The 21,752-nt window shown below is 41.0% G+C and carries 30 protein-coding genes; 22 read left to right on the forward strand and 8 right to left on the reverse strand.

Translation table 11 applies throughout. The features are described from left to right. Positions 1 to 112: 112 nt before the first annotated feature. The 3 genes from mtnC to N7974_RS11375 are packed head-to-tail and all read right to left on the reverse strand — an operon-like array spanning position 113 to position 1,967. Positions 113 to 793: an acireductone synthase gene (mtnC, locus tag N7974_RS11365; protein WP_262965732.1), complete on the reverse strand. Its 681-nt coding sequence runs from the start codon at positions 791 to 793 to the stop codon at positions 113 to 115. Next, a complete protein-coding gene (locus N7974_RS11370) occupies positions 790 to 1,350 on the reverse strand; it encodes a 1,2-dihydroxy-3-keto-5-methylthiopentene dioxygenase (protein WP_262965733.1) in 561 nt (186 codons plus the stop codon). Before N7974_RS11370 ends, mtnC begins: the two co-directional genes overlap by 4 nt. Next, positions 1,350 to 1,967: a methylthioribulose 1-phosphate dehydratase gene (locus N7974_RS11375; protein ID WP_262965734.1), complete on the reverse strand. Its 618-nt coding sequence runs from the start codon at positions 1,965 to 1,967 to the stop codon at positions 1,350 to 1,352. The genes N7974_RS11370 and N7974_RS11375 overlap by 1 nt, the downstream gene beginning before the upstream one ends. Before the next feature lie 65 nt (positions 1,968 to 2,032). Here N7974_RS11375 and N7974_RS11380 point away from each other — a divergent pair, with 65 nt between their 5' ends. Continuing rightward, on the forward strand, positions 2,033 to 3,040 hold the full coding sequence (locus tag N7974_RS11380) for a DUF475 domain-containing protein (protein WP_262965735.1): 1,008 nt from the start codon (positions 2,033 to 2,035) through the stop codon (positions 3,038 to 3,040). Positions 3,041 to 3,171: 131 nt separating this feature from the next. Beyond that, positions 3,172 to 4,053 (forward strand): fructosamine kinase family protein, encoded by an 882-nt coding sequence (locus N7974_RS11385; RefSeq protein WP_262965736.1) that lies wholly within the window; start codon positions 3,172 to 3,174, stop codon positions 4,051 to 4,053. 24 nt (positions 4,054 to 4,077) lie between these two features. Here N7974_RS11385 and N7974_RS11390 read toward each other — a convergent pair whose 3' ends face one another. After that, positions 4,078 to 5,007: a homoserine kinase gene (locus N7974_RS11390; protein ID WP_262965737.1), complete on the reverse strand. Its 930-nt coding sequence runs from the start codon at positions 5,005 to 5,007 to the stop codon at positions 4,078 to 4,080. A gap of 8 nt (positions 5,008 to 5,015) precedes the next feature. Next, complete coding sequence (locus N7974_RS11395; RefSeq protein WP_262965738.1) at positions 5,016 to 5,354, reverse strand: DUF2782 domain-containing protein; 339 nt, start codon at positions 5,352 to 5,354, stop codon at positions 5,016 to 5,018. A gap of 235 nt (positions 5,355 to 5,589) precedes the next feature. On the opposite strand from N7974_RS11395, the gene dut reads away from it, so the two are divergent. The 3 genes from dut to argB all read left to right on the forward strand — a co-directional run bounded on the left by dut (position 5,590) and on the right by argB (position 8,444). Next, positions 5,590 to 6,048, forward strand: a complete 459-nt coding sequence (gene dut, locus N7974_RS11400; protein WP_262965739.1) for a dUTP diphosphatase — start codon at positions 5,590 to 5,592, stop codon at positions 6,046 to 6,048. A 153-nt stretch (positions 6,049 to 6,201) separates the two neighbouring features. Further along, positions 6,202 to 7,266, forward strand: a complete 1,065-nt coding sequence (locus N7974_RS11405) for a hypothetical protein (RefSeq protein ID WP_262965740.1) — start codon at positions 6,202 to 6,204, stop codon at positions 7,264 to 7,266. A 263-nt stretch (positions 7,267 to 7,529) separates the two neighbouring features. Then, positions 7,530 to 8,444, forward strand: coding sequence for an acetylglutamate kinase (gene argB / locus N7974_RS11410; protein WP_394813112.1), 915 nt, complete (start codon positions 7,530 to 7,532; stop codon positions 8,442 to 8,444). Here argB and N7974_RS11415 read toward each other — a convergent pair. From N7974_RS11415 to proC, 3 genes are all read right to left on the reverse strand, one after another. Continuing rightward, positions 8,387 to 9,409: a DUF4124 domain-containing protein gene (locus N7974_RS11415; RefSeq protein WP_262965742.1), complete on the reverse strand. Its 1,023-nt coding sequence runs from the start codon at positions 9,407 to 9,409 to the stop codon at positions 8,387 to 8,389. The genes argB and N7974_RS11415 overlap by 58 nt on opposite strands. Positions 9,410 to 9,637: 228 nt before the next feature. Next, positions 9,638 to 10,216 (reverse strand): YggT family protein, encoded by a 579-nt coding sequence (locus tag N7974_RS11420; protein WP_262965743.1) that lies wholly within the window; start codon positions 10,214 to 10,216, stop codon positions 9,638 to 9,640. Continuing rightward, positions 10,216 to 11,043: a pyrroline-5-carboxylate reductase gene (gene proC, locus N7974_RS11425; protein ID WP_262965744.1), complete on the reverse strand. Its 828-nt coding sequence runs from the start codon at positions 11,041 to 11,043 to the stop codon at positions 10,216 to 10,218. Before proC ends, N7974_RS11420 begins: the two co-directional genes overlap by 1 nt. A 124-nt stretch (positions 11,044 to 11,167) precedes the next feature. Between proC and N7974_RS11430 the strand changes: the two genes are divergently transcribed. From N7974_RS11430 to N7974_RS11510, 17 genes are all read left to right on the forward strand, one after another. Next, entirely contained in the window at positions 11,168 to 12,160 is a 993-nt protein-coding gene (locus N7974_RS11430; protein ID WP_262965745.1) for an SPL family radical SAM protein, read from the forward strand. Further along, complete coding sequence (locus N7974_RS11435; RefSeq protein WP_262965746.1) at positions 12,148 to 12,864, forward strand: SDR family NAD(P)-dependent oxidoreductase; 717 nt, start codon at positions 12,148 to 12,150, stop codon at positions 12,862 to 12,864. The genes N7974_RS11430 and N7974_RS11435 overlap by 13 nt, the downstream gene beginning before the upstream one ends. Before the next feature lie 500 nt (positions 12,865 to 13,364). Next, complete coding sequence (gene gvpA, locus N7974_RS11440; protein ID WP_021013972.1) at positions 13,365 to 13,583, forward strand: gas vesicle structural protein GvpA; 219 nt, start codon at positions 13,365 to 13,367, stop codon at positions 13,581 to 13,583. A gap of 33 nt (positions 13,584 to 13,616) precedes the next feature. Beyond that, positions 13,617 to 13,835 carry a gas vesicle structural protein GvpA gene (gene gvpA, locus N7974_RS11445; RefSeq protein WP_021013972.1) on the forward strand — a complete coding sequence of 73 codons (219 nt, stop codon included), beginning with the start codon at positions 13,617 to 13,619 and terminating at the stop codon, positions 13,833 to 13,835. A gap of 33 nt (positions 13,836 to 13,868) precedes the next feature. Further along, entirely contained in the window at positions 13,869 to 14,087 is a 219-nt protein-coding gene (gene gvpA, locus N7974_RS11450) for a gas vesicle structural protein GvpA (protein ID WP_021013972.1), read from the forward strand. Between the two features lie 118 nt (positions 14,088 to 14,205). After that, positions 14,206 to 14,694 (forward strand): hypothetical protein, encoded by a 489-nt coding sequence (locus tag N7974_RS11455; protein ID WP_262965747.1) that lies wholly within the window; start codon positions 14,206 to 14,208, stop codon positions 14,692 to 14,694. Positions 14,695 to 15,109: 415 nt separating this feature from the next. Next, positions 15,110 to 16,102 (forward strand): gas vesicle protein GvpN, encoded by a 993-nt coding sequence (gvpN, locus tag N7974_RS11460; protein ID WP_262965748.1) that lies wholly within the window; start codon positions 15,110 to 15,112, stop codon positions 16,100 to 16,102. A gap of 4 nt (positions 16,103 to 16,106) precedes the next feature. Further along, positions 16,107 to 16,424, forward strand: a complete 318-nt coding sequence (locus N7974_RS11465; RefSeq protein WP_243220403.1) for a hypothetical protein — start codon at positions 16,107 to 16,109, stop codon at positions 16,422 to 16,424. A 10-nt stretch (positions 16,425 to 16,434) separates the two neighbouring features. Beyond that, the gene (locus N7974_RS11470) at positions 16,435 to 16,626 is read left to right on the forward strand and encodes a hypothetical protein (protein ID WP_243220402.1); all 192 of its coding nucleotides are present in this window, start codon (positions 16,435 to 16,437) and stop codon (positions 16,624 to 16,626) included. Beyond that, entirely contained in the window at positions 16,623 to 17,438 is an 816-nt protein-coding gene (locus N7974_RS11475) for a GvpL/GvpF family gas vesicle protein (RefSeq protein WP_262965749.1), read from the forward strand. Before N7974_RS11470 ends, N7974_RS11475 begins: the two co-directional genes overlap by 4 nt. 8 nt (positions 17,439 to 17,446) lie before the next feature. Continuing rightward, positions 17,447 to 17,749, forward strand: a complete 303-nt coding sequence (locus tag N7974_RS11480) for a gas vesicle protein GvpG (RefSeq protein WP_262965750.1) — start codon at positions 17,447 to 17,449, stop codon at positions 17,747 to 17,749. Further along, on the forward strand, positions 17,746 to 19,659 hold the full coding sequence (locus N7974_RS11485; RefSeq protein WP_262965751.1) for an ArsA family ATPase: 1,914 nt from the start codon (positions 17,746 to 17,748) through the stop codon (positions 19,657 to 19,659). The genes N7974_RS11480 and N7974_RS11485 overlap by 4 nt, the downstream gene beginning before the upstream one ends. An 18-nt stretch (positions 19,660 to 19,677) precedes the next feature. Next, the gene (locus tag N7974_RS11490; protein ID WP_262965752.1) at positions 19,678 to 19,875 is read left to right on the forward strand and encodes a gas vesicle protein; all 198 of its coding nucleotides are present in this window, start codon (positions 19,678 to 19,680) and stop codon (positions 19,873 to 19,875) included. 4 nt (positions 19,876 to 19,879) lie between these two features. After that, entirely contained in the window at positions 19,880 to 20,227 is a 348-nt protein-coding gene (locus N7974_RS11495) for a gas vesicle protein K (protein ID WP_262965753.1), read from the forward strand. Between the two features lie 87 nt (positions 20,228 to 20,314). Beyond that, the gene (locus tag N7974_RS11500) at positions 20,315 to 20,578 is read left to right on the forward strand and encodes a tetratricopeptide repeat protein (protein ID WP_262965754.1); all 264 of its coding nucleotides are present in this window, start codon (positions 20,315 to 20,317) and stop codon (positions 20,576 to 20,578) included. Positions 20,579 to 20,688: 110 nt separating this feature from the next. Then, complete coding sequence (locus N7974_RS11505) at positions 20,689 to 21,021, forward strand: gas vesicle protein (protein WP_262965755.1); 333 nt, start codon at positions 20,689 to 20,691, stop codon at positions 21,019 to 21,021. Between the two features lie 14 nt (positions 21,022 to 21,035). Continuing rightward, positions 21,036 to 21,602, forward strand: coding sequence for a hypothetical protein (locus N7974_RS11510; protein ID WP_262965756.1), 567 nt, complete (start codon positions 21,036 to 21,038; stop codon positions 21,600 to 21,602). Positions 21,603 to 21,752: the final 150 nt, after the last annotated feature.

Here is a 21,752-nt window from a genome sequence, read left to right on the forward strand (position 1 = left end):
GTAATCGGCATTAAAAAAGTATAATTTGGAATATCTTATCTATTGGCTTTCTGTATCCCAATTTACATCACACCAGCCTGTTTATTCTACTGGCTATAACTCATATGATAATTTAATCTTCCAAAACTACACAATCAAAACTGCCTATCTGCCTGTGTTCGGCTTGTGGATCAGGAGTGCTGTCTCTGGTTAACCATAAAGTTTGAAAGCCGGCGGCTTTGGCAGCATCCAACTCTTCTTTGATATCCGATAAAAATAATAGCTGATTTGTCGAAATACCTATCTGCTGGGCTATTTTTTCATAGGATTTCGTTTCTTTCTTACCACCAATATGGGTATCAAAGTAATCCGAAAACAAGGGTGTTAAATCGCCATATTCAGTATGCGCAAATAATAGTTTTTGCGCCTGCACGGAGCCGGATGAATAGATGTATAAATTTAGTCCCTTGGCTTTCCATATCTTGAGGCAAGCTGCGGCATCCTGATAAATATGGCCTTTGAAATCACCTTTTTGATAACCTGCTTCCCAGATTAAACCTTGCAACGATTTTAATGGCGTTACTTTTTTATCTTCATCGAGCCATTGTATAAGCTGTGCAATTATCTGTCCGGTATCAAGTTCTGTACCTGCTTCCCGGCAAGAATCTGCCAGCAATGCTTTAACCTTTGGCTCTTGTGCATGACGGTGGATATAATCAGCCAGGTTTGCCCGTGCATAAGGAAACAGTACTTCTTTGACAAAAGCCAATGATGAGGTTGTGCCTTCAATATCGGTGATGATGGCTTTAATCATAAGAGTTCGGCAACGTATTCGTCAAATGTCGGGAATGTTTTGGCGATTTCGCTACCGGTAAAATTGGCTACCCAGCCATCGGCTGTGGTGAACAGGCGTATACAGGTAAATCGAGGATTTTCACCCATATCAAACCAGTGAGTGGTATTGGCAGGTACGCTAATTAAATCACCTTGTTCGCACAATACGGCATAGACTTTATCTTCGCTGTGTAAATAAAATAGTCCACGGCCTTCGACAAAAAAACGCACTTCAAAGTCGTCATGGATGTGTTCGGGCAGAAATTTTTCTCGAAAGGCAATTTTTTCCGGGTGATCCGGCGTTAGCTTCATTACATCTACGGATTGGAAGCTGCACTGATGTTTTAATTTGTCTATGGAATCAGCGTAAGCTTCAAGTATGGACTTCTGATCGGCAGCGTCAGGTAGTGTAAACTTGGCTTCCCAGCGTTCAAATTGCACACCTATATTGCCAAGTTGTTTTTGGATAGAGTTAAAGTCGGTGTATTGTTCGCCGTATTGGGGCTGGTTATCAGGATAAATAGTTAATGCGCTCATCAGTTTTTGACTCCATGTAGTCGTAGTTCACAATCAAATAAAAAGTCCAGCGCCTCAAGATGACGAAGCGTTTCTTGTACCGAATTTCCCCAGGTATAAAGTCCATGTCCGGCAATGATATAGGCCTGGCAGTCTCCGTGGCTATCCAGGTAATGCTCTACAAGCTCTGCCAGGCGAGGTATGTTTTGGTCGTTAGGGAAAATCGGCACTACAAATCGGGATTCATGTGTGGTAATACCACGCAGCGCTTTTAATAGTTCATAATCTTCCAGGACGATTTCAGATGTAAAAATTCTTGAAATCAGGGTAGCATTCAGAGAATGCGGGTGCAATATTGACTGGATTTCTGGAAAACGTTTATATAAGGTGGTATGCAGTACCGTTTCTGCCGACGGTTTTTTCCCGTCCAAAGAATTGGCCTCGGTATCAATTTGCATAATATCTTCAGGTTTTAACTGGCCTTTATGTCTGCCGGAAACGGTAATCGCAATAGTCCCGTTAGGCAATCGCGCGGAAAAATTACCACTGGTTGCCGGAACCCAGCCTTTACTGTCAATAAAGCGTCCGGCATCAATCAATTGCAGGGTGGCGTAAATAAAAGCGTCGTTATCATTCATTAGGTTGATTTTCAGTTAAATAGTCTTATAGTTGCAGAACAAAAACACTAATCAAAAGGTATTTTATGCAGTATTTTCGTCTTTCTTTTATCGTAACAGCCATTTGTCTGGCTATAGCAGTTTATTGGGGTGGAATAATGGGCGCGTTAATCGCTCTTATTCTGGGAGTTCTTGAAGTGAGTTTATCATTTGATAACGCCGTTGTGAACGCTTCGATATTAAAGCGCATGGATGAGCGTTGGCAACAGTACTTTTTAACATGGGGGATTTTAATTGCCGTGTTTGGCATGCGCTTACTGTTTCCCATTTTAATTGTTGCCGTCGCTACAGGACTTGGTTTTTTTGGCGTAGCCGATATGGCGCTGCACGATCCTGTCACTTATGCGCAGCATTTAAATGAATCGCATGTACAAATTGCCGCATTTGGCGGGATGTTTTTGTTAATGGTCTTTTTCTCGTTTATTTTTGATGAAAACAGGGAATTGCATTGGCTGGGGTATATAGAAAAAAAAATGGCATCATTTGGCAAGCTTGAGTCGATTGAAATCATTCTGGCATTGGGCGTGCTGTTAATTACCCAAAACTGGTTGCCCGATGCGATTCGCCTGGATGCCTTGGTTGCCGGTATTTCAGGCGTTATTTTATATGTTATCGTTGATAGTTTGGCAACTTTATTTGAAGACGAAGAAGAAGGCGAAGAAGTTTCGGAAGTCATTAAAAAAGGCAGCGTGATGAGCTTTTTATATCTTGAAGTATTGGATGCCTCGTTTTCATTTGATGGCGTTATCGGTGCATTTGCGATTACCCAAGATGTTGTTATTATTATGCTGGGTTTGGCAATAGGCGCAATGTTTGTCAGAAGTTTGACAGTGTATCTGGTACGTAAAGGTACTCTGGATGAATATGTATTTTTGGAGCATGGTGCTCATTATGCGATTGGTTCACTGGCCGCTATTATGTTAATCAGCATGACCCATCATATTCCTGAAGTGATTACGGGACTGATCGGTGCCATTATGATTGGGTTGTCGGTTCTGTCATCCATTATTTATAAAAGAAAGCTCGCGAATTAGTCGCTGGTTGACTGATTCCCGAATGCCGCTTACGAATTAGTCAACTTGGGTGATATCCATGAATAAAAAAACCGGTAAGTCGGGTATATTATTCACAGAAAATCACCTTAACGGTTATGGATTTTTTATCGATGAATTGGCAAGCTATTTCTCAACAGATTGAGTCAGTGAGCAGGCAGCCATTTAACGTTGTCTCTGCTTACAGGCTTTCTGGTGGCGACATCAATTCCGCTTTTCGATTGCAAGGTGCAGATAGATCGTATTTTATTAAGCTGAATGGTGCTGATTTATTGGCCATGTTTGAAGCCGAATTTGCAGGATTACAGGAACTGGCAAAAACCCAATCAGTTCGTATTCCTGCGCCAGTTGTTTGCGGCAAAACAGGTGAGAATTCATTTTTGGTACTGGAATATCTTGAGTTTGGCTGCTCGAATAAAGGCTCTGAGCGTTTATTTGGGCAGCAACTTGCGCTCATGCATCAGCAACAACAGCCATATTTTGGCTGGCATCGGAATAATACCATTGGCAGTACCTTACAAATTAATAGTCAAAGCCATGACTGGCCAGATTTTTGGCGTGAACAGCGATTGGGGTTGCAATTAAAACTGGCGAAAAATAACGGTTATGGTGGCAGACTGCAAGCCAATGGTGAGCGTCTTTGCTGCGATATTTCGGCATTTTTTGAACATTATCAGCCACAACCTTCATTATTGCATGGCGATTTATGGGCAGGTAATACGGCTGTTGATAAGCAGGGGGTTCTGGTTATTTTTGATCCTGCCTGTTATTATGGTGACCGGGAAGCTGATCTGGCAATGACGGGATTGTTTGGTGGTTTTAGTGAGGATTTTTATGCAGCCTATCAGGCTGTTTGGCCGTTAGACGACGGTTATGTCGTTAGAAAAACATTCTACAATTTGTATCATGTTTTAAACCACCTGAATTTATTTGGTGGCAGTTATTTGCGACAAGCCGAGAGCATGACGGCAATGCTGTTATCTGAAATACGCTGATTATTTTGAGTGGACGCAGGTTAGTCAATTAACAGGCTGTTGCCGATGCTGCTGTAGTAGTTGTCGAAAAACAAGTGGGTCTTTTTGCTGGATTAGGTCACCTGAGCGAGGATAAATTTGGTGCTCCAATCGGGATAACCAGAAACGTAAGGCGGCGGCTCTGAGCATGGTTTGCCAATGTCGTCTTTCCATTACTTCCAACGGTTTCAGGCTTTCATAGGCAGAGAGCAAGGTGGTTAGTTTATCGGGATTAATCTTCCCGTTTTCACTGCACCAGTCATTAGCCGTTATTGCAATATCAAATAATCGTGTTCCCGTGTAGCTACTATAAAAATCCAGTATGCCGCTGAGTTGGTTATTAACGAACAGGACGTTATCCCTGAATAAATCAGCATGTATAAAGCCCTGAGGGAGATCTGCCGAACTATTTGCGACTTGAAAAAGTAGTTCGTCTTTAATCAAGGCACGGTCTGTAGTCGATAACCGGGCGTCGATTCTATGCAACAGTGTTTTACACCAGTCCAGATCGTTGTTATTTTTTACCGGGAAAATATAGTCTTGTGTACACTGATGTACCTTGGCCAAATGCCTGCCAATTTGCTGACATTGTTCGATTGATGGTGATAGTATTGCCATCCCGGATAATCGCTTGAATACTGCGGACGGTTTATTGTTAAGTTCATGCAATACCTTGCCTTGTCGGTCTGACTGATGTTCCGGACAGGGGATATTGTGTTTGACAAGATGAGATAGTAGTCGCATAAAATGCGCTAACTCATTGGCTGTTAGTGTTTCAAACAAGGTTAAAACAAAGTGGCCCTTTGTAGTTTCTACGAAATAATTGGTATTGTTAATGCCATCTTGTATGCCCTCAAAACTGATGACTTCACCGAGAGCGTAGTTACTAAAGAATAGTTCAAGTTGTGAGTGGCTTATTGGCGTATAAACGGACACTGATCAGATTAATTCCATTCAAAGATTTTCCACATATTAATGTTACTGCCTTTATCCAGTTCATTAGTTCGAACATCCATTTTGCCATCACCATCATTATCAATGAAATAATAAGGAGGGCCAATATCCGGTACTACTTTAATCATATAAAGTCTGCCGCCTCTGCGATATTCTTGTATGGTTTTTTTACCTTTACGAATAATGGTAATATCAGGTTCGAGTGTCTCTCCACTTTGTACCGGCAGAGGTAGTTCTGGAGTTTCTGGTACGGCTTCAAGAGTCGGAGGTTTCTCATCAATGGCAAATGCCGGAAAAGCAAGAAAACTCAATAGAATAAAACGACGCATGGTAATGGCTCTTTTGTGGTAAATACTGGCGCTATCTTATTATAGTTTTTGGCATATTGCTTGACTAAAATAATCGGACAGGATTTACTACTTTTTGCAGTGATTTTTAACCGGTTTTTTTCTACAAACAGCTACGTTGAAATCACCAAATTATGAGGTTTTAAATAACGTTAAGCTTAATAGTGTTCCGTAAAGAGTGGGTTATAATAACCCTTTTTTTAATGACATGTAGTAGATGAAAAGACTAATCGAAACTAAAATAGTAAACCCTTTGCTTGAAAAATACGGTATACCTGCTTATAAAACCGAAGGCTCTGCAGGAGTTGATCTGGTTGCCTGCATTGAAGAAGCAATAGTGATTGCCGGGGGCATGAGTCAATTGATTGGAACAGGTTTATCTGTCAATATTCAGGATCCTGGATTAGTCGCGGTGGTTGCAAGCAGAAGCGGACTTTGTCTGAATAGTCAGGTTCGTGTAGGACAAGGCCTGGGTATTATCGATTCAGATTACCTTGGTGAAATAGGCGTAATTCTGCACAATGACGGTATTAATGATTATATTGTTCAACCAGGCGAAAGGATTGCACAATTATTATTCATGCCGGTAGTTCAAGTCGCTTTTAAACTGGTAGCAGATTTTACGACGATGACCGATAGGGGTGAGGGTGGTTTTGGTCATACAGGTCGACATTAAATAACGTGTATAACAACGCTTGGGCAAATTGATCTTTTGACAAGGCTCTCCTGAGTATCGATTAAGGGCTTGGGATCAATGAAGCCGGTATTTCAAGTTGTTTAACTTATTTTATATGCGTTCTTAGGCTGATTTTTTTGATGGGGTAGGGTGATGAAGCGAGTATTTGTTTTGCTAACGACATTCGCGATATTGATGATTTTGATTGTTGGTGGCGGTGTTTATTGGTGGTCTGGCTCGAAGGTCGTTGAGGTTGAGCGAGATGCTGCGGCTACGGTTGTCAATGCTGTAGCATTAACTTTATCTGAGCAGATAGATCTGCTGAACAGAACACTGAATAAAATGGTTCAGGATCCGGACGTTTTGACTGCCGTTACCAGTGCTGACCCTGTTTTATTAATAACGGTAGCCGAAAAGCTTGAAAAGTATTTTCCGGATGCCTTAAAAATCAGATTGTTATTACCCGGAGTTAGTCAGCTTGATGAAAAGACCGCGCCCCGTATGGGATTTGCTGATCTTGATATGGTACGTGAAACGTTAACTAACAATCAGCCGCCCGGAATACAGGGTTATGCAGGTGCGGACCGACATCTTGCGATAACCCGTAGAATTATGGTCAACAATCAGGTCGTTGGTGTGATTCTGGCGAGTTTGAACTATGATTTTTTTAATAAAAGTATAGAGGCAGCGGCAGTCAACGACGGATATATAGAGCTAAGGCAAGCGAAACTGGTGTTAGGTTCGTCAGGAAAGCGAGTCGATACCTGGCAGAGTGAAAGCTTACAAATGAAGGTTGCCGGCACTAATTGGGATATTTATTACTATTATCCCGGCGGTGCAAACTTAGTCGAAATTATACTCATGACCAGTGCCATCTTTATTTCTCTATTATTGATTATTCTCGCTTCTTTTATTGGCTATCTACGAATTTCAGGGTTAATAGCCCAAGATTTAAGCATGGTTCTAACTGCCTTTGAAGATATGATGACACGTAAGCCACTGGGCAGTTATCCGGTGAACTTGACTGAAACCCGGGTCATTATTAACGCGTTGATCAAATTTAAACGGGTTCAGGTACACAATAACGATAAAGCTATAGTCAATGATGGCCGTGTTTTCGAGTTTGATGAGCGGGTCAGTGAAAAAAATCAATTTAAAGATTTGGTAACGGATACAGATGACCTCATCAAAGAACCCAAAAATACCGGTAATAAATGATAGTAAGAGTCCATCATGGTGGCGGTATTTTTTATTAAACGCTGAGTAGACAACAGTTCGGATGATTTTTATAAAATGACAGACTGTATAAAGATAAATATTTGAAAAGTCTTTAAAATGATTTGGTTACAAAAACTGCCCGAACTATTGGGTAGAAAGAGCAGTTTTTCAATAACGGGCGATAGCCAGTTGTTGTGTATTGCTTCCAAACAGTCCTGCAATACGTTAGTAGTCCCTTTTTAATAATGGAAAGCCAGAAAATGATGCAAAAAAGAACCGCTCACCAAATAGCTGATGTGCTAATCGAGGCGCTACCCTATATTCAGCGCTTTAAAGGCAAAACCGTCGTGGTTAAATTTGGCGGTAATGCGATGGTTGACGAAGCGCTTAAACAAAGTTTTGCCAGGGATATTGTCTTGATGAAGTTGGTTGGTATGAATCCAATTGTCGTTCATGGTGGCGGCCCTCAAATTGGCCAATTATTGGCGAGATTGGGGAAAACAACCGGTTTTGTTGATGGTATGCGCATCACCGACAGCGAAACTATGGATGTAGTTGAAATGGTATTAGGTGGCCTGGTCAATAAGGAAATTGTTAATTTAATTAACAGGAATGGTGGTAAAGCCGTGGGTTTAACCGGTAAAGACGGTGATTTTATCAGAGCAAAAAAAATTCATCTGAAAAAGTCGGCGCCGGAAGCAAATGTTTCGGAAATAATTGATTTGGGTTATGTCGGCGAAGTGACCAGCATCGATCCTGCGGTTGTTGATATGCTAGGACGCAGTGATTTTATTCCTGTTATTGCACCCATCGGTGTTGGTGATGATGGCCGATCTTACAATATTAATGCTGATCTGGTTGCCGGCAAGATTGCTGAAGTATTAAAAGCTGAAAAATTGATGTTATTAACCAATACCGCGGGTATCCTGGATAAGGAGGGAAATCTACTGACAGGTTTATCAATCAAGGATATTGACGATTTGGTTGAAGATGGCACCATATCGGGTGGTATGATTCCTAAAACCCGCTGCGCTACTGATGCGTTAAATGGGGGGGTAACCAGTGTTCATATTATCGATGGACGAGTAGAACATGCTGTATTACTTGAGCTTTTTACTAATCAGGGTGTCGGTACTTTACTGCTAAGGGCATCGCGCGATAAAGCATCGTTGACATAAGCCCTAAATGAAGAACGGATGTCTTTGATTTTCTGGCTGGCACATAATTGTTTGCCAGCCAGCGAGTCTCGGCAGCGGATGTCGAGAAAAAGTTGATAGTCATCTTCATTAATGGCTAGTTTGGATAGCGACAAACTAATATCTGAGTCGGTAGGTGGAGGGCGATTCATGATCAATTCTTCATTATAAACATCAGCTTCTGTAGTTGAGTGGGAATTGACAAAAATACGCCCAATCTCCCAAGCTTTTCTGCATTGATGATCGTTTTCGCAATAAAACAGGCCCAGTTCGTTGGCTTCTTTAATGCTGGGTATTTTTGCTCTGGGGGGCTTGTCTTGTGTCGATTGGGTTAGAAATAAAAACCGTGCGATATCTGCTTCATTAATTTTTTTGATTTGATTATGTTTTTCAATGTGGCTTTGTAATGCGCTTTGTGTGTAGTTAATTCGGTGTTGGGTTAATACAATTTCATCAAGTAGTTTTTTGGGGACCGGCTGTGCATTACGCTCGAATTCACCCGCTTCTTTTTGTTGTTTTTTAAGTTGTTCGATAAAGCGCTTTAAATTACCTTCAATAATATTTTTTTGCTTGTTAAGCGATTCTGTTTTTACTTGCATTGCCAGAAGCATATCTTCTTTGGAGCGGAACGTGCTTAATAATGCCTTATCGTAGGTTTTTTGATTGGCAATAAGCTTTCCCTGCTCTTTTCTAAGCTCCTCCAGGCGTTTATCCTGTTCCAGTTGCTCTGTTGTTTTTGCTTCTTCGGTGATTTCAAGAACCCTACCGGTTTTGCTCAGAGAGGCGCGGCTGTGTTTGGCTTGTCCCGGCGGTACCTGATCGGAGAAATAAGTATTACCCTTTTCATCTACCCATCGGTACATTTTTTTTGCCAAGATTGTTTGACTTCCCAGTAAGGAAATCAAACAGGCCAAAAAAATAATAGTTCGAAAAATACGTACTCGCATAGTTTTTAATAATTGTTAATCAATTTAAAAATTATAAAATAAAGGTAGCCGATATAAAATTTTTTGCTTTACGGATACGATTTTCGGATTTTGCAGGTTTGTAATACGATCACTTAGACAGATCATTTTTAAGCGCTACCATAAACCTAAAAACCAATGGCTTCAAGTACGGAATTTAGGTTGGTGCTTTAAGTTGAAAGCCTGCCTTGCAACGTAAAAATTTGAGGCTTAACCAATTAAATTGGCTAATTCGTTTAGGGGCGGCAAAATAACCATTTTTGCCAGTTGCAACAATAATAAAGCCGCTAACGGTGATAAGTCTATGCCGCCCAAGTCAGGAATAAATTTGCGAATAATATTAAGTAAAGGCTCTGTCAGAGTGGCCAAAATTGACGCGGCGGCATTAAAAGAGCCCTGATTTATCCAGCTAAGTAGTGCTCTGGCAAAGACAGCGAATACCAATACATTGATCATTAACGAAATTAACTGAGTAATGGATATGATTGCCAAGGCTCCGATATTAATCATACTGCCATTAAATAGTAACCGGATGGAAAAATCAGCAAGCATTTGTAAGGCAAGTACAAGAATTAGCGCTGATGTATCTATTTTTCCGATAGATGGCACAAATCGACGCAGGATTTTTAAAGGCGGATGAGTTATTTTGACCAAGAATTGGGAGATAGGATTATAAAAATCACCGCCATACCATTGTAATAAAAATCGTATTAATACCGCCAGAATATAAAGAGAAAACAGGGTGTCGATTAAAAAAATAATCGGATCGCTCATATAATTAGAACCCATCAGTTATTCTCCGATTGTTTGGACATTTCGATAGAGCGGTCTCGTGCCGCGTGTAATGCTTTTGAAACCAGTTTAGTAAATCCGCCTTTCTCAAATGTTTCTATGGCTTGTTGCGTGGTACCACCTGGTGAAGTGACGCGTTTGCGTAATTGTTCAGGCGATTCTGATGATTCCAATGCTATTTTTGCTGCGCCCAATGCGGTTTGTTGAACCAACAAACGTGCAGTCACTTCGTTTAAACCCAATTCCAAAGCGGCTTTTTCCATCGCTTCCATGAGCAGAAAATAATATGCAGGGCCACTACCGGAAACGGCGGTGACAGCATCTAATTCACTTTCATCATTAACCCACAGTGCAATACCAACAGAACGCATGATATTTTCTGCCAAATCATGTTGTTCAGCATTTACCTGAGCATTGGCATGGAGTGCCGTAGCGCCTGTTAGCACCAATGCAGGCGTGTTGGGCATGCAGCGAACAATGGCGGTATCTGCACCTAGCCATTGACTAAGGCTGTGTTGGCTAATACCTGCAGCAATAGAAACGACCAGCGATTTTTTTTGTTGAATTAAAGTGGCTGAACTTTTGGCTACCGAGCCGAGTGTCTGTGGTTTAACTGCCAGTACCACGACGTCAACGGCATTAATAAGCTCATCATTGCTTGCCGACGTATTAATATTAAGATTTTTTGCCAGCGTTTTCAGTGTCTCCGGATTAATATCAGAGACCCAAAGGTGCTGTGGAGAATGACCGCTGGCAATCAAGCCGCTAAGCAGACTGGACGCCATATTGCCGCCGCCGATAAAACCAATTTTTTGTATATTCATGTTCGTTATCTGTGGGTGAGGTTAAAAGTATTTTAACCTATATGAGGGCAGCGTAAACAATCACAAGACTTTTCCTATAAAATGCGCTGCTACGATACTTTTTTATCGGCAATAAACATAGCTTATGATTGAAACGATTTATATAGAAGAAGCGATTTTGCAACATCCTCGTGTTATCGAGATTATTACCCGTTTTCCGCAAGCAAAAAGAATTACCTGTGGACGGTATGGCGAAGTTTTTAATCCTAAAGCACAAAATTTTAGACTACAAAAACAAAAACCGGCATTAATATTGGCAGAAAAATACAAACATTTTGCGATGGCCGTACCTTCAGGTTATGGCATTGGGGCAAACAAAAATTATTATTTTTCCCACATGCTTAATTGTTTATACGATTGCCGATACTGTTTTTTACAAGGGATGTATCAATCAGCCAACTATGTGCTGTTTGTCAATTATGAAGATTTTCAGGATGAAATAAAACAACTGTGTACGGAGACACCGACTGAGGCGATGCATTTTTTCTCAGGCTATGATTGCGATAGCCTGGCTTTGGAACCGGTAACCCAGTTTGCCGAACAGTTTTTGCCATTTTTTGAGAAAATCCCGAATGCCTGGCTGGAACTAAGAACTAAAAGCACCCAGGTTAGAAGCCTGTTAAATCGTGAGCCATTTCCTCGCTGCATTGTCGCTTTTAGTTTGACGCCCAATGAAATAGCGATAAAAGTTGAGGCTAAAGCACCCTCATTGCAGCGTCGTCTTGATGCGTTGTGTAAATTACAGGAACAGGGTTGGCAGATAGGCTTACGATTTGATCCGATGATTTATCAGACCGGTTATCAGCAGCAGTACCAGCAATTATTTGAGCAGGTATTTTCGCTCATTAATTTGGATCAGTTGCATTCAGTCAGTCTTGGAGCCTTCAGGTTGCCGGAGAAATATTTTAAAAAAGTGCATAAACTTTATCCTGAGGAAAAATTATTTGCCAGCCCGTTAGAAAATCAGCAGGGGATGATTTCCTACAAACAGGAACTGGAACAGGAAATGATGCATTACTGCACCAAACAATTACTAACGTTTATTCCTGAGAGCAAGTTTTTCCCATGCATATTATAAAACGAACCGTTCTGGTGACCGGCGCCAGTTCCGGGATAGGTCGCGCCGTTGCTCAAAAATTATTGCAACAGGGGCACACTGTTATTGGTGTATCACGCGATTGTGATAAGTTTACCCGGCAAATGGAACATTTTAGTTCTGTGGAAATGGATTTAAGTCAGTTAGATGAATTGCCGCAAAAAATTCGCCAATTACAGCAAAGATTCCCGGATATTGATGCTGTGGTTTTTTCAGCCGGCATAGGCCAGTTCGGTTCAGTGGAAGAGTTTTCTTATCCACAAATTGAAGCGTTGATGACCATAAATTATACCAGTCAGGTCTTTCTAACGAAGGCTTTGTTGCCAGCTTTAAAGCGTAAAGCTAACAGTGATTTGATTTTTATTGGCTCTGAAGCGGCGTTGAAAGGTAGTCGAAAGGGAGCTATTTATTGTGCAAGTAAGTTTGCAGTACGGGGCTTTACCCAAGCGTTACGTGAAGAGTGTGGAAAAAGTAATGTGCGGGTTTGTTTGATTAACCCCGGGATGGTGAAAACAGCATTTTTTGATGAGTTGGCTTTTGAGCCGGGCGATCATGAAAGTAACGCTATTTTACCGGAAGATGTGGCAGCAGCAGTATCCTATGTGCTTGGCTCAGGGATACAGATGGTTATTGATGAAATTAATTTGAGCCCTTTAAATAAAGTTGTGAAATTTAAAAAAATTTAAATTAAAGAGCAGGGTGAAAGGTTACTTACAATCATTTTTGATAAAAATATTTTGAAACAAGAGATGCCCTGAAGGATATTCTTTCCGGTATCTACAGCATGCTTTATCTTCTGTTTCTGCATATTTAAAGCAATATCTTATATCGAGCCAATGTTAAGTTATCATCAAGAAAGTAGGGTGTTAATACCCTATATAGGTAATTAACACCCTACTGATAGGGTAATTATGATCAATTATTAGTCGCGTGAACCCAGGATTTTTCCAGTAATTAAGTGTTTATTTACTCATATTTTTTAAAATAATTATAAATTGTAAATAGTAAATCTATTTATTTTCATAGGGTTATTGAATTTTATATGAAAAAAATAAAAATTATTTTGTCTAAAAAACCGATACTGAGATTGCTTGGCGTACTGCTTGCTTTATTTTTGATATGCAATTCCATATTGCATAAAAACTAGCTGTATTTGTAATGTGGTAACACTTTTAGGAGATTCACCATGGCTAAAGTACAAAAATCAACCGACTCTTCCAGCTTGGCTGAAGTCGTAGACCGTATTCTTGACAAAGGTATTGTTATTGATGCTTGGGTTAAAGTTTCACTGGTCGGTATCGAATTGTTATCTATAGAAGCTCGCGTTGTTATTGCTTCTGTTGAAACTTATTTGAAATACGCAGAAGCAATTGGCCTTACCGCCAGCGCTGCTACTCCCGCGTAAATAATAAATTAACATTTTACAGGAGACGCCATCATGGCTAAAGTACAAAAATCAACCGACTCTTCCAGCTTGGCTGAAGTCGTAGACCGTATTCTTGATAAAGGTATCGTTATTGATGCTTGGGTTAAAGTTTCACTGGTCGGTATCGAATTGTTGTCTATAGAAGCTCGCGTTGTTATTGCTTCCGTAGAAACTTATTTGAAATACGCAGAAGCAATTGGCCTTACCGCCAGTGCAGCTACTCCCGCGTAAATAATAAATTAACATTTTACAGGAGACGCCATCATGGCTAAAGTACAAAAATCAACCGACTCTTCCAGCTTGGCTGAAGTCGTAGACCGTATTCTTGACAAAGGTATCGTTATTGATGCTTGGGTTAAAGTTTCACTGGTCGGTATCGAATTGTTGTCTATAGAAGCTCGCGTTGTTATTGCTTCCGTAGAAACTTATTTGAAATACGCAGAAGCAATTGGCCTTACCGCCAGCGCAGCTACACCAGCCTGATTAAGGTAAAGAGCAAAGAGTGCCCAATTGTTGTTTATTTAACAGCTTGGGCACTTTCCACCGCCTCAAGATAGCTAATTGAGGCATTGTTTAAAGTGATAACATAAGGAGAACACCTATGGGACGCTTAACAGATGATATGGGGCAATTGCGAAGAAACATTGATAATACTCGTGAAAATCGCTTGGCTCAACAAAATGCACGGATTTCAAGTGTCGGTGCTCAGATAGCTGACTTTGCTTCAACTCGTGCAAGAAATGGATTACAAGATGCCAATGCTCGGGCGACATTTGTCGCTGATAACGCGAATGATGTTAGTCGCTTACTAAATACTTTTCATCACCATCACCAAATGATGGGTCGGCAAGGCCGTGAAGAGCGTGCCGCTTTCGTGAATGATGTATCAAAGAAAACGCTAGGCTTACTAAATGACTTCCATGCTGCCCATAAAAGTATGGCTAAACATAGCGCTAAAGAAAGAGCCCATTTTGTTGCAACCAACAAGAAAAGTGTTGGAGCTTTTATTAACGAAGCTGCACAAGATAGAGCAGGTGCTCACGCTGTTTTTTTTGGAACAACTAAAAAAAAAGTGGCATTCCTAGTATAGCTATTCGTATTATTGATGAGACGCACACAAATGCATCCTTATCACATACCAAGGTCACCGATCAAAAAGTGGAAACTGCTGTTTTTGAGCATAAAGAAAGCAGTAAAATCAAAAAACCTAATAAACCACCTAAAAATTTTTTAGGCATGAAGAAAGGCAAATAGTGACTTGATGCAAATTGAGGACAATTGCCGATTAATGTTTATTTCATAGACCTTTAGTGTCTTCCATGTCGCTAAAGGTCTAGTCAGTAATGTTGCAGCGCTTTTAAGATGTTAGTGTTTTAATTAACCGTTCGTGGTTTTATAGGCATGTGTGTCGAGCAATTGCATTATTACTCTACCAAGATAATTCTGATGATTTTTTTATCCCTTGTTATCGGGATGGACAGAGGCCGTTTGGCACAGGAGCATTCATGATTAAGAATAAAACCGTTTCAAGTTCACATTATGAAGTAGAAGATGATCTTATCGTGCCAGAAGCGAGTGATCATTTTGTAGTAACTTCGTATGTGAAAGAGATTATAGAGCGCTCATTAGTTTACTTGAACGCAGGTTATCCCGTCCATTTTGCCGGGCCATCCGGAACGGGAAAAACGACTTTAGCCTTTCATCTTGCTGCACAATGGGGGCGGCCAGTTACTTTATTGCAAGGTAATGAAGAATTCGTCAGTTCCGATTTAACAGGAAAGGATATTGGTTATCGCAAAAGCAGTTTAGTTGATAATTACATTCATTCGGTGCTTAAAACTGAAGAACAAATGAACCGCATGTGGGTGGATAATCGTCTGACGACCGCCTGTCGAAATGGCGATACGCTAATTTATGATGAGTTTAATCGTTCCAAGGCAGATACTAATAACGTTTTGTTATCGGTATTATCAGAAGGTATTTTAAACTTACCTGGTTTACGTGGTGCGGGAGAAGGTTATATGGATGTGCATCCTGACTTTCGTGCCATTTTTACTTCTAATCCGGAAGAATATGCGGGTACACATAAAACTCAGGATGCCCTGATGAATCGCATGATTACTATCAATGTCGGTCTAGCAGATAGGGATACCGAGTTACAGATCCTTCACGCCCGTTCCGAATTAGACTTGAAAGAGTCCGCGTATATTGTAGATATAGTGAGAGAGCTGCGTGGTAACGATCACGAAACCAAGCACGGATTACGTGCGGGCATTGCTATTGCTCGTATTCTACAAATACAAGGTATGAAGCCGCGTTATGGCGACAAGTTATTTCATGCTATTTGCCAGGATGTTTTGAGTATGGAAACTGCCAAAATACAACATGCCGGACAGTCGATATTTCATAAAATGGTTGAGGATGTTATTCGTAAAATTTGTCCTCCAGTGGGTTCAGAGGCTGTTAAAGTGTCGACAAAAATAAAAGTAGTGGAGTAAAGTCATGACAATAATTACACGTCCTCCGCGATCAGTCTCAGATATAAAAACACATTCAGGACGAGCGAGTCGTGATCATCAAATATACCGTGACTATTTTCAGGTTGGCGCACTTGAGTTGGAGCGTTGGCGGAGAACACTCGAGCGTAATGTTGCTGCATCGCGTATTGCCAGCATTGATAGTCGTATCACGGATATTGATAAAGAAAAAGAGGAGCTGCTGGCAGATGCAGCAACAGCTTGTGCGACGATTTACAACAAAGGTAAATCGGAAGAATCAACTGAGAGTAAAAAGCCTTCCGGTTTGCGTATCAAGTATTGAGGTTGTCATCATGAACAAAATTTCTACCATCGCTCATATCCGTACACCGCGCATGCTAAAAGGTTTTCGTAGTTGTATCAACATGACGGGTAAGTCACAAATTCTTGCTGATTTCGGACGAATTTGTTCACAAGAATATCAGCGTTTAAATCGCCTTCAACAAGCCCGTGACAAATGTATTTTACTGAGGAGAGCATTGTGACCATTGATAAATCCAGAAGCGGTCGAGCTAAAGTGCTTTATGCTCTGTGTGCTTCCGATGATGCAAAGCCTAGATACGACATACGGGGACTGGAATCTGCACCGGTTTATGCGATTGATCAAAATGGTTTAAGAGCGGTGGTTAGTGATACGCTTAGCACCCGCTTACGTCCGGATCGACGTAATATCAGTGCGCATCAGGCTGTATTGCACTCGCTGACAGAAGATAAGACCGTACTACCCATGCGTTTTGGTGTCATTGCTCGCAGTGCTGAAGCTGTACAGAATTTACTGGCCGCTAATCAAGAAACTATTAGAGAACATTTTGAACGCCTGAATGGGTGTGTAGAAATGGGTTTACGTGTTTCTTGGGATGTCGCTAATATTTATGAATATTATGTTGCTTCGCATCCGGTTCTTAGAGATGCACGCGATGAAATATGGGATAGAAGCTCCAATAACGCTGATTATCGGGATGAAAAGATTCGGTTAGGTAATTTATATCAGTCATTACGTAATGCAGATAGAAAAGAATTTACCGAAAAAGTAAAAGACGTGTTGTTGGATTATTGCGAAGACATTGTTGAAACACCGGTTAAACGAGAAAAAGATGTAATGAATCTGGCATGCTTAGTGGAAAGGCAGCGTCTGGATGATTTTGCCAAAGGCGTTTTTGAAGCCTCCAAGTTATTTGATAATATCTATTTATTTGATTATACAGGGCCTTGGGCGCCGCATAATTTCATTACTTTGGATTTACATGCGCCAACAAAGAAGAAAGCGTTAGCCAGCAGTACTGGTCATTCTGGTTGAGGATAACAATGTTGCTGGTTGATGACATACTATTTTCTCCTATCACCGGCATTAATTGGATTTTTAAAAAAATTCATGAATTGGCGGAAGAGGAATTATCCGGAGAGGCAGATCGTATTCGTGAAAGTCTGACTGAGCTTTATATGCAACTGGAAACGGGTGAAATAACCGAAGAAGAATTTGAGAAAGAGGAAGCGGTGCTGTTAGACAGACTGGATGCATTAGATGAAGAGGATGATGTCATAGGTGATGCTAGTCCAGATGAAGATGAAGATGAAGATGAAGATGAAGATGAGGATGAAACAAAATGAAACTGATGGTTTATCCAAAATTTTTACAGGAAGGATCGCTGAAGCTGGTCTTCTTTGGTGGTAAGGGTGGTGTAGGAAAAAGCACCTGTGCAAGTGCAACTGCTTTAAAGTTGGCGCAAGAACAGCCACAGCATCTATTTTTATTGGTTTCTACCGATCCGGCGCATTCACTGAAAAATTTATTCTCTAATATAGCGGTACCCAAGAATTTGGAGGTACGGGAGTTAAATGCCGCTATTGCCTTGCATGATTTTAAATTACAGCATGATAAGCTCCTGAAAGAAATTGCTGATCGTGGTACTTTTCTTGATAAGGAAGACATTCAACGTTTAATGGATTCTGCGCTACCTGGTATGGATGAGCTGGCGGCTTATCTTGAAATCGCCAAATGGATTAAAGAAGATACCTACTATCGTATTATTATAGATACGGCTCCTACAGGCCATACATTGCGTCTTCTGGAAATGCCTGATTTAATTCATCGTTGGTTAATTGCACTGGATACGTTACTGGCTAAACACCGCTACATGCGCAGCCATTTTGGCGGTGATAAACGCCTGGATCATTTGGATTCTTTTCTGTTGGATATGAATGATTCCTTAAAAAACATGCAATCTCTAATGACCGATACCGAACGATGCAGTTTTATTGTAGTAATGCTGGCGGAAGCCATGATTGTGGAAGAAAGCATTGATCTTGTCACGGCTTTAAACCAAAAGCAGGTATCCATGCCTGATCTGATCGTTAATCAATTATTCCCCGAAAATGACTGTCTCATTTGTTGTACTGAACGTAGCAGGCAAATGCAAGCACTTAAAAACGTACTCAGGCGCTTACCTGGACAGGTTTTTTGGACGCTGCCTTTACTTGCCGACGAACCACGTGGCGAGTTGCTTAACGTATTGTGGTCCGAGTTAAATTTACTTGATGAAAGTAAGGTTAACATTACTAACGGTAGCCATAAATTACCTTTACATGTGGAAACGTCTATCCCGCTACCTGCTAATACTCTGAGATTATTGATTTTCGCAGGAAAAGGCGGCGTGGGAAAAACAACGTTGGCCTGTGCAACGGCATTGCGCTTGCACAAGGAATATCCACAATTAAGTATTTTATTATTTTCGACAGATCCTGCGCATTCGCTGAGCGATTGTCTGGGTTTGCGTGTACAAGCCTATCCTACAGCAGTCTCGCTTAAAATCGATGCACAAGAAATAAATGCACAAGCAGATTTTGATAAAATTCGGCGCGACTATCGGGCAGAACTAGAAAATTTTTTACAGGATATTTTACCTAATATAGACATTACTTTTGATCGTGAAGTGATGGAACACTTGCTCGATCTGGCTCCCCCCGGACTGGATGAAATTATGGCATTAACCTCGATTATGGATCATCTCGACAGTAGTCGCTATGACATGATAGTTGTAGATGGCGCGCCTAGCGGACATCTACTGCGTTTACTGGAGCTGCCTGAATTGATTCGAGATTGGCTAAAAATATTCTTTTCATTATTACTTAAATATCGTAAAGTTATGCGCGTACCTCATCTATCTGAACGCTTGGTAAAGCTCTCACGGGAATTAAAAAATCTACGTGCTCTTTTGCAAAATAGTGAACAAACAGAATTATATGCAGTGACTATCCCCACTCATTTGGCAATAGTAAAAACCTACGATATGACATGCGCCTTGCAGCGTCTGGATATAGCGGTTAAAGCGTTATTTATCAATCAGATTACTCCTGACAGCGATTGTCCGTTATGCAAGGCAATTACCATTCGCGAATCAGAGCAGCTTAAACAGGTGCACGACATTTTTCCTAACCAACCACAAGCATTTATTTTTCGACAAAACGCCCCTACTGGTGTGACTGAGCTAATGGCTTTGGGTTCGGTATTGTTTTTATAGACGGCAAGAGTAAATATTATGTCAATGAATACGCAGTATGAGGATGAACAGCAGCAAGTTTCCCTGTGCGAGGCGCTGGATCGCTTATTGAACAAAGGTGCGGTTGTCGTTGCTGATGTAACCATTTCTGTAGCTAATATTGATTTGATTTATTTAAGCCTGCAGGCTTTGGTAGCTTCTGTAGAAACCGGTAAACGTTTACGGGGTAGGGAGTAAAATAATGACAACGAATAAACAGTTACCACATGCTTCCATGAAGGATTTATCACCACCAATAACACAACGATTAGTTGCTCAGGGCACTCAGCACAAATTAGAAATCGATGGTGATCGCGTTCGTAATGGTTTGGCACAACTTGTCCTGACGCTGATCAAACTGTTGCACGAATTACTGGAGCGTCAGGCTATCAGACGTATGGATTCCGGATCACTTAGTGATGAAGAAATTGAACAGTTGGGGACGACGCTAATGCATCAAGCTGAGGAATTGGATAAATTGCGTGAGCTTTTTGGACTCAAAGACGAAGATTTGAATTTTAATTTAGGCCCTTTGGGCCGATTATTATAAAGGTGCATATAATGAACAAAAATATACCACTATTATGGATTACCCATAGGTGCACCGTTAGCACATTTCCGGTAGGGGAGGTGTTTCATGGCTAATACGGCTATTGACACAAGTTTGGCAACTCGCGGCTTTCTCTTGCGTATGGGTAACGCTTGGTTTGAACAAGATGAACTTCGGCAAGCCTTGGATGTTTATTTAAAAATTATTGAGGAATATCCTGGCAGTGAGGAAAGTCAAACGGCTCAAACTACGCTGTTAACCATCGCCCAACGTTACGAGCAGGAAGGCTTGTTACGTTTATCCATGGATGTGCTTGAGCGACTTGAGCAAGCGCTAGCGGTAGCTGTATAAGTTTTGGTTTACTGTAGTGCTTTGTTTAATCATGACTAAAGCTCGGCATTATGGCGTAAGGGACAGCATTTGCGTTGTTTTTTAGGACAACTACTTTAAGGATTTACACCGTGAACGACAATAAGAAATTAACCCACTCAACGAATTCAACTACCGTGGCCGATTTGTTGGAGCGACTACTGGATAAAGGTATCGTTATCAGCGGTGACATTCGCATTCGCTTGGTTGAGGTCGAATTGCTGACACTGGAAATCCGCCTGCTTATTTGCTCGGTAGACAAAGCTCTGGAAATGGGTTTGGATTGGTGGACGGGCAACCCGGCGTTTGATTCCAGAGCCAGAATAACCGCGCCATTGCCGACTATAGAGTTAGAGGATCGCTTGCAGCGCCTGGAAGCTCGTTTGGAAGCCGTATTGCCCGTCATCGAAGAAACACGTAAGTAAGGATTATTTTTTTCATGCGCGCGTTGATTTATTTTCCCATTATTCATAGCCCTGAGGATTTAGGGACGCTGGATAAAGCAGTCAGTGACTTGCGAACGGATAAACAAACGGACAATTATCTTGCTGCCGTTGAACATTTTTGGGTAATGATCGAAACTACCATTGAAAATTTTGGCCTGGATTATACAAGTTTGAAACTTTATCAGGATGGTCTGCCTGTGTGCGGAAAAGAGCAGGAAATAGTTGCTGATGTCGCTGAGTCTGGTAGTAAAAATTATAAATTACTGCAAACTTTAATGCAAAAAGGTGCCGTGCTTATGGGAACAGAATCGCCTGAGTTGCTGTTACAAGAACATGCTCTGGCGACGAAATTGCTACAGCCAGGAAAGGCAACCGAATCCTCTTTGGAAGCAGCGCAAGCATTATTGAATAAGAGAGATGAGTATATTGCGCAACGTATTGATAAAACACTACAAGATAATGAAATGGCTATGCTTTTTCTGGGGTTGATGCACAATATTGAAACAAAACTACCCAAAGATATTGTTCTTATTCAACCATTGGGCAAACGGATTAGTTGAAGAGATAATCTCTAATAACCTGGAAAGAAAACAACATATTCTTCTCGTAAACAGCATTTAACACCATAGGTAAATCAGTATCTTTTTTCTAACAGTTAGAGTCCGTTTTTATAGGTAATTAATTTATAATCTATGTCAAAATAATAAGCT

It is taken from the genome of Methylobacter psychrophilus (genome assembly GCF_025583945.1).
Lineage (GTDB): Bacteria > Pseudomonadota > Gammaproteobacteria > Methylococcales > Methylomonadaceae > Methylobacter_C > Methylobacter_C psychrophilus.